This is a genomic window from Kluyvera sp. Awk 3 (assembly GCF_028069715.1).
GTDB lineage: Bacteria > Pseudomonadota > Gammaproteobacteria > Enterobacterales > Enterobacteriaceae > Kluyvera > Kluyvera georgiana_A.
Genome location: NZ_JANEWH010000062.1, coordinates 20,547 through 27,826, shown reverse-complemented (window position 1 = coordinate 27,826; position 7,280 = coordinate 20,547). Strand labels below are relative to the sequence as shown.

7 protein-coding genes are annotated in these 7,280 nt (G+C 54.6%); 4 read left to right on the top strand and 3 right to left on the bottom strand.

Going from position 1 to position 7,280, the window contains the following annotated elements:
- Nucleotides 1-239 precede the first annotated feature (239 nt).
- Nucleotides 240-1,394 (bottom strand): methionine adenosyltransferase, encoded by a 1,155-nt coding sequence (metK, locus tag NNN71_RS14105; RefSeq protein WP_064542672.1) that lies wholly within the window; start codon nucleotides 1,392-1,394, stop codon nucleotides 240-242.
- A 148-nt stretch (nucleotides 1,395-1,542) separates the two neighbouring features.
- Nucleotides 1,543-1,869, bottom strand: coding sequence for a hypothetical protein (locus NNN71_RS14100; protein WP_271458747.1), 327 nt, complete (start codon nucleotides 1,867-1,869; stop codon nucleotides 1,543-1,545).
- Here NNN71_RS14100 and NNN71_RS25260 point away from each other — a divergent pair.
- The 3 genes from NNN71_RS25260 to speA all read left to right on the top strand — a co-directional run bounded on the left by NNN71_RS25260 (nucleotide 1,809) and on the right by speA (nucleotide 4,159).
- Nucleotides 1,809-1,946, top strand: a complete 138-nt coding sequence (locus tag NNN71_RS25260; protein WP_420811674.1) for a hypothetical protein — start codon at nucleotides 1,809-1,811, stop codon at nucleotides 1,944-1,946. The two genes, NNN71_RS14100 and NNN71_RS25260, sit on opposite strands and share 61 nt — an antisense overlap.
- A 96-nt stretch (nucleotides 1,947-2,042) precedes the next feature.
- A complete protein-coding gene (gene yqgB, locus NNN71_RS14095) occupies nucleotides 2,043-2,174 on the top strand; it encodes an acid stress response protein YqgB (protein WP_249023284.1) in 132 nt (43 codons plus the stop codon).
- An 8-nt stretch (nucleotides 2,175-2,182) separates the two neighbouring features.
- A complete protein-coding gene (speA, locus tag NNN71_RS14090; RefSeq protein ID WP_163446028.1) occupies nucleotides 2,183-4,159 on the top strand; it encodes a biosynthetic arginine decarboxylase in 1,977 nt (658 codons plus the stop codon).
- Between the two features lie 215 nt (nucleotides 4,160-4,374).
- On the opposite strand, the gene NNN71_RS14085 is transcribed toward speA, so the two are convergent.
- Nucleotides 4,375-5,949 (bottom strand): hypothetical protein, encoded by a 1,575-nt coding sequence (locus NNN71_RS14085; RefSeq protein WP_271458746.1) that lies wholly within the window; start codon nucleotides 5,947-5,949, stop codon nucleotides 4,375-4,377.
- Between the two features lie 150 nt (nucleotides 5,950-6,099).
- Here NNN71_RS14085 and NNN71_RS14080 point away from each other — a divergent pair, with 150 nt between their 5' ends.
- Complete coding sequence (locus NNN71_RS14080; protein ID WP_167575046.1) at nucleotides 6,100-7,278, top strand: oligogalacturonate lyase family protein; 1,179 nt, start codon at nucleotides 6,100-6,102, stop codon at nucleotides 7,276-7,278.
- Nucleotides 7,279-7,280 lie beyond the last annotated feature (2 nt).

Here is a 7,280-nt window from a genome sequence, read left to right as displayed (position 1 = left end):
ATATATATGTGTTTATTTTAGTCGGTGGTAAAAAAACGATAATGAGATTTTACTGAAACATAACGCAGTAAGGTGAAATGCTGTTTCAATCACGCTATGAAAGGCTTGTTGAATGGAACACACCAATGTGTAATCGCTTTCATGAAAGTGTTTTGAAATGTAAATTGATACGTAGAGAGGCTGAATAGCAGGCATAAAAAAGCCAGCGCGAGGCTGGCTTTTATCGAAGGGAGGGGCGCTTATTTCAGGCCAGCCGCTTCGCGCAGCTGAGCTGCTTTGTCGGTTTTTTCCCATGGGAAAGTTTCGCGACCGAAGTGACCGTAAGCTGCTGTCTCTTTGTAGATCGGGTGCAGCAGATCCAGCATCTGGATCAGGCCGTAAGGACGCAGATCGAAGAACTCGCGAACCAGACCAATCAGCTGCTCAGCCGGTACTTTCTCAGTCCCGAAAGTTTCCACCATGATGGAGGTCGGTTCAGCCACGCCGATAGCGTAGGAAACCTGAATTTCGCAACGGTCAGCCAGGCCAGCGGCAACGATGTTTTTCGCTACATAACGCGCAGCATACGCCGCAGAACGGTCAACTTTTGATGGATCTTTACCGGAGAACGCGCCGCCGCCATGACGAGCCATGCCGCCGTAGGTATCCACGATGATCTTACGACCGGTCAGGCCACAGTCGCCCATTGGGCCGCCGATAACAAAGCGGCCGGTTGGGTTGATAAAGAATTTGGTCGACGCGTTCAGCCATTCGGTCGGCAGAACCGGCTTGATGATCTCTTCCATCACCGCTTCCTGCAGCGATTTTTGATCGATGCTTTCTGAATGCTGAGTAGACAGAACGACGGCATCAATACCGACAATTTTGCCATCGTCGTACTGGAAGGTGACCTGGCTTTTCGCGTCCGGACGTAGCCACGGCAGGGTGCCGTTTTTACGTACTTCAGCCTGACGCTGCACCAGACGGTGGGCGTAGGTGATTGGCGCTGGCATCAGCACGTCGGTTTCGTTGGTGGCATAGCCAAACATCAGGCCCTGGTCGCCCGCGCCCTGTTCCAGCGGATCGGCACGGTCAACGCCCTGGTTGATGTCCGGGGATTGTTTACCAATCGCGCTCAGTACGGCACAAGAATTGGCATCAAAGCCCATATCAGAATGCACATAGCCAATTTCGCGAACGGTGTTACGGGTGATCTCTTCGATATCAACCCATGCGCTGGTGGTGATTTCACCGCCGACCAGCACCATACCGGTTTTGACGTAAGTTTCACACGCTACGCGGGCTTTCGGATCCTGCTCAAGGATAGCGTCCAGCACGGCGTCGGAAATTTGGTCTGCGATTTTGTCAGGATGCCCTTCAGATACAGACTCGGACGTGAAAAGGTGTTTTGCCATATTAAATTTCACCCAATAAGAATTTGGTTAGCTCAAACTGTTGCATTGAATAGTCACGATGGAAGATTCTACCACGGACTTATAGGTTACTGTCACTGGCAGTCTGAGTGTTAATCGGTATAGATGGATTAACATCTGGATGGCTATTCTAGGTCACTTCTTCACCTCTTTGCCAGTATTTTTTGATGAAGCTCCCATTCTGCTCCTCAATGAGTTGGCAATTTTTCCTGACACCACCGGCAATGCCCACATTTTTGCTTTGCTTTTTAGGTGGGTTATCGGTATAAAACGCCGCGCGCGGCTCATACAAAAAAGCACACGTCATTTTTCGTGTTGCCACTTCCAGCCGGGCTAAGACTTTTGCTTTGGCTTGAGGTACGTCTTTCGGGGCGGCCGTGGAGGTGATACGAGATAATGAACCGTTGTATTCTGCTGATTCTACCGTGCCGTTCTGGCGCGAATATGTTCCCCGCAACCCGCCATTCTGCTTTGCATACCAGCCGATGTTATACCCATTTCGGCGCTTCTCAGGACTCCCGAGCCGGTAGGTAACGGAACACTGAACAAGGGCGCTCTTGTTACGGCAAGGGTTTTCTCGTGGTTTCGCTGAACCGTCATACCCGGTTCAGGTGCGTGTTTTACAATGATATGAAAAAGAAACCGGTCGCACAGTCGCTGCGTCAGCATGTTCTGCTGCCTCATCGGGCTGTTTATGGGTTGTTATCGCAACGTCACGCTGCGATAGTAGTTAACTGTTTTACACTTGTTATAAATAATTGAGGTTCGCTATGTCTGACGACATTTCATTGGATTCGCCTTCGTCAGCAGGCGAACGCGGTGTACTACGTTCCATGCAGGAGGTTGCGATGAGCTCCCAGGAAGCCAGCAAAATGCTACGCACATACAACATTGCCTGGTGGGGCAATAACTACTACGACGTCAACGAACTGGGCCACATCAGCGTCTGCCCGGATCCTGACGTTCCGCAAGCGCGTGTCGATCTCGCCGAGCTGGTTAAAGCCCGTGAAGCACAGGGTCAGCGCCTGCCTGCGCTGTTCTGCTTCCCGCAGATTCTGCAGCATCGTCTGCGCTCGATTAACGCGGCGTTCAAACGCGCGCGTGAATCCTACGGTTACAACGGCGACTACTTCCTGGTTTACCCGATCAAGGTTAACCAGCATCGTCGCGTTATTGAGTCGCTGATCCACTCCGGCGAGCCGCTGGGTCTGGAAGCCGGTTCTAAAGCTGAGCTGATGGCGGTGCTGGCGCATGCGGGCATGACTCGTAGCGTGATCGTCTGTAACGGCTATAAAGACCGTGAATACATTCGTCTGGCGCTGGTGGGCGAGAAGATGGGCCACAAGGTCTATCTGGTCATCGAGAAGATGTCTGAAATCGCTATCGTGCTGGAAGAGGCGGAACGTCTGAACGTGGTACCGCGCCTTGGCGTGCGTGCGCGTCTGGCTTCTCAGGGCTCCGGTAAATGGCAGTCCTCCGGCGGTGAAAAATCTAAGTTTGGTCTGGCGGCCAACCAGGTTCTGCAACTGGTGGAAATCCTGCGCGAACGTGGCCGTCTGGACAGCATTCAACTGCTGCACTTCCACCTCGGTTCGCAGATGGCGAACATTCGCGATATCGCCACCGGCGTGCGCGAATCGGCGCGTTTCTACGTTGAACTGCACAAGCTGGGCGTCAATATTCAGTGCTTCGACGTCGGCGGCGGCCTGGGCGTGGACTATGAAGGTACCCGCTCGCAGTCCGACTGCTCCGTGAACTATGGCCTGAACGAATACGCCAACAATATCATTTGGGCGATTGGCGACGCCTGCGAAGAGCATGGCCTGCCGCACCCGACGGTGATTACCGAGTCCGGCCGTGCGGTGACCGCGCACCACACGGTGCTGGTGTCGAACATTATCGGCGTTGAGCGTAGCGAACATACCGAAGCGACGCCGCCGGCTGACGATGCGCCGCGCGCGCTGCAAAGTATGTGGGAAACCTGGCAGGAGATGCACGAGCCGGATAACCGCCGCTCGCTGCGCGAATGGCTGCATGACAGCCAGATGGACCTGCACGATATTCACGTCGGCTACTCTTCAGGCACCTTTAGTCTTCAGGAGCGCGCGTGGGCAGAGCAGCTGTATCTGAACATGTGCCACGAAGTGCAGAAACAGCTCGACCCAAGCAACCGCGCGCACCGTCCGATTATCGACGAGCTGCAGGAACGTATGGCGGATAAAATTTACGTCAACTTCTCGCTGTTCCAGTCAATGCCGGATGCGTGGGGTATCGACCAACTGTTCCCGGTGCTGCCGCTCGAAGGGCTGAACCAGGCGCCGGAGCGCCGTGCGGTGCTGCTGGACATCACCTGTGACTCTGATGGCGCGATTGACCACTACGTCGACGGTGACGGCATTGCCACCACCATGCCAATGCCGGAATACGACCCGGAGAATCCGCCGATGCTCGGTTTCTTTATGGTCGGCGCGTATCAGGAGATCCTCGGCAACATGCATAACCTGTTCGGTGATACCGAAGCGGTTGACGTGTTTGTCTTCCCTGACGGCAGCGTCGAGGTTGAGCTTTCCGATGAAGGCGATACCGTGGCGGATATGTTGCAGTACGTTCAACTGGATCCCAATAAGCTGCTTACCCAGTTCCGCGATCAGGTGAAAAACACCGATCTGGATCCCGAGCTGCAGCAGCAGTTCCTGGAAGAGTTTGAAGCCGGTCTGTACGGTTATACCTACCTCGAAGACGAGTAATCTCGCTCGCCCGGCGGCCTCTGTCCGCCGGGTTTTCCCACCTGTGTTTCTTCCTTCATCGATAACGATCACAAAATCGTTCGGTCAGAATGTGATGTCTATCACTCGATTTTTTCCACAACCGTGATGGTTTTCACTCTTTACGCCCGCGAATAGGTTCAGCCGCGATTTGCACCGGCCTGGCGGATTTACTTACCGACGCGTCGACTTCATGCTTAATCATTATCAAGGCTGGCAATCAACGTGGCGATGCGTTGCGGATTGAGCAGGGTAGCAAAGGCGCTGGGATGCGCGTCCCCATGCTGGCTAAACCAGGCCTCCAGCTCGTTATTTTGCTGCCGGAAGTCGCGTAAGGCGACGGCAAGCTGCGTACGGATATCGGCCTGTTCACCGTACTTACGCAGCCACAGTTTGAGGCTAAGCGCCTGGGTAAAGGCGCTGTAGATATGGGTATATTTGAGGGCGCGAATCGCGCCGTCGGTGATAGCGCGCCGGGTGGGCTCGGCCAGACCGCTGTCGGGCAGTAGCTTCAGCGAACGGCTGTAGAGATAGTCGGCAAGAAAGCGGCTGCGCTGGTTTTCCAGCTCGATAAGCTGGCATTGCTGAGCGCCCAGTTCGCGATCGTCGCTGGGCATCAGCGGCTGAAAAGACTGCGTCCAGTTTGCGCCGCGGGTATCGAGATGCAGCAGGTGCAGGGTATGTTCTAAATCAGTTGGCGGGCGGCTGTGGCATTGCAGCACGCGGCCCAATAGCGTCGGCGTTTTGCAGCTCCACTCATGGCTGGCGATGACGATATCGCCGAGTGCGTTGAGCGTGTGCTGTGGCGCAGTGGGCGCCTGTTGCTGTAACCAGCGGTGAACGATATGCCGCGGATTGACCTCCGGCTCGTGGATGAGTGGGGCAAGGCCGAACAGGTTAAGTTCATTCTGGCTGCCGTTGAGCGTCAGGTCGGGCATCCATTCCCAGTCGATGCGTACGGTGATCGCTTCGGGTGCGCCGCCGCTATGCTGGTTAAGCCAGGCGAGACGCTGCTGAATCTCCTCAAGCAGATAGCACGGGAGCAGCGTCCAGCCGTATTCCAGGCCCCAGAGGTCCAGCTCGAGCCATTTGCGGTTGCTCTGGATATTAAGCAGGTTGGGGTTGCTGGCAAAGCCCGGACGGTAATCGAGTTCGGTCGCCTTAATCGAGGCGCGCACATCGTCAGGAAGGGTTTCCAGCGCCGTACGCAGCATCTGCCGGGGCCAGGTTTTGTCCTGATAATCGCGCAGGATCAGCAGGCGGCCAAGCTGACGAATGCCTTGATAGAGAGTTTTTAACGACGTTTTCCAGTGTTCATTGCTGATGTCCGGGGTGGATAACGAAAGACGCAGGCCCCGCACTGCCGGAAGCGCGGCGAGAATATGTGGAATAGTGTGCTGGAAAAAATGCTGAATAAATGCGTCGTGATTATTTTCTGAAAGAAAGAACTCAGGAAATTTAGCTTTTAATTCCTGGCTATCGGGCGTGGCTTCGCCCTGTAACCAAAGCTGTAAATGATGTTTCTGGCAATAATCGCCCACCCGCCGTAAATAAATAATGGCATGCTCCTGGGCTAGCGTCAGATTAATTAATTCACTGCCTTTACAGCACCTGGAGGGGGGCGCTAATCGGGCTAATAAAGATTGCTGATGAATAACGATACCCTGAAATTCATAGCGTAGCGCCTGGCCGACGGTGTATTCCACAAAAGACCAGCGCCAGATATCCGGAGAATTAATCTCCATGAACAGTAAAGGCGTTGTGGCTGTCATGGTTCACGCTCCTGTGCCCGATGGGAGCAGGGATGCTAAATCCGCCGCGCTGAAAGGTCAAACGCCGCGGCGACTGTAAACACTAAAATGTGAGCCTGCTCGACCCGCTCACCCTGATTGCGCTTATCACGTTAAATTCGAGGATTTATTATGGCTAAAGGTTCGACGCTGCAACTGGATTTTGAACATTATATTGATAGTGATACCGGGGCAAAAGTCACCCGTTTTACGCCGGTCGACGTTATTTGTCATCGAAATTATTTTTATCAAAAGTGCTTTATCGACGGCGGTCGTAAATTAATTTTTGCCGGAGAATTTGATGGGTATCGTAATTACTATTTACTGGATATCGCCAGCGGCCTCGCGACGCAATTAACCGAAGGGCCCGGCGATAATACCTTCGGCGGCTTTTTATCGCCAGATGAAACCGGGCTTTATTATGTGAAGGCCGAACGGAATTTAATGCGCGTTGATTTAGCCACGCTTCAGGAGACGGTGGTGTATCGCGTGCCGGATGAGTGGGTGGGCTACGGTACCTGGGTGGCGAACTCGGCTTGCGACAAGCTGGTGGGGGTGGAAATCCATCGCGATAGCTGGCGACCGATCAGTGACTGGAAGGTGTTTCAGGAATTCTTCGACGAGCAGCCGCGCTGCCGGGTTATCCGCATCGATCTGCGCACCGGCGAGCGGGAGACGCTGCTGGAAGAGAACCAGTGGCTGGGCCACCCGATTTACCGCCCGAATGACGATAACACCGTGGCGTTCTGCCATGAGGGGCCGCTGGATCGCGTCGACGCGCGCATGTGGCTGATGGATGAGCAGGGCGGCAATATTCGCAAAGCCCGCGAACCCGCGCCGGGAGAGAGCTATACCCATGAGTTCTGGGTACCGGACGGCTCGGCGCTGATGTACGTCACCTATGTCAAAAACAGCCCGGTGCGCTATTTGTGCCGCATCGACGGCGAAACCGGACAGGATGAACGCCTGATGGCAATGCCGCCGTGCTCGCACGTGATGAGCAACGACGACGGTTCGCTGGCGGTGGGCGATGGCTCCGGTATCCCTATTGATATCGCCGATAACGCGGGCTATGGCGATACCCGCGATCCGTGGCTGTGGTTGTTCGATCTGCGTCATAAGAAGGCGCACAAAATCGCCTGCCACAGCTCGTCATGGCAGGTGCTCGACGGCGACCGTCAGGTCACCCATCCGCACCCGTCTTTTACCCCTGATGAAAAAGCCGTGCTGTTCAGTAGCGACAAAGACGGGAAACCGGCGCTGTATCTCGCCGAAATACCCGACGACGTTTTACAGCAAATTCACGCTTAAAC

Excerpts from the sequence above, each read along its gene's own strand:
- metK (WP_064542672.1), bottom strand. The coding sequence starts at position 1,394 with ATGGCAAAACACCTTTTCACGTCCGAGTCTGTATCTGAAGGGCATCCT.
- NNN71_RS25260 (WP_420811674.1), top strand. The coding sequence starts at position 1,809 with ATGAACCGTTGTATTCTGCTGATTCTACCGTGCCGTTCTGGCGCGAAT.
- yqgB (WP_249023284.1), top strand. The coding sequence starts at position 2,043 with ATGAAAAAGAAACCGGTCGCACAGTCGCTGCGTCAGCATGTTCTGCTG.
- speA (WP_163446028.1), top strand. The coding sequence starts at position 2,183 with ATGTCTGACGACATTTCATTGGATTCGCCTTCGTCAGCAGGCGAACGC.
- NNN71_RS14085 (WP_271458746.1), bottom strand. The coding sequence starts at position 5,949 with ATGACAGCCACAACGCCTTTACTGTTCATGGAGATTAATTCTCCGGAT.
- NNN71_RS14080 (WP_167575046.1), top strand. The coding sequence starts at position 6,100 with ATGGCTAAAGGTTCGACGCTGCAACTGGATTTTGAACATTATATTGAT.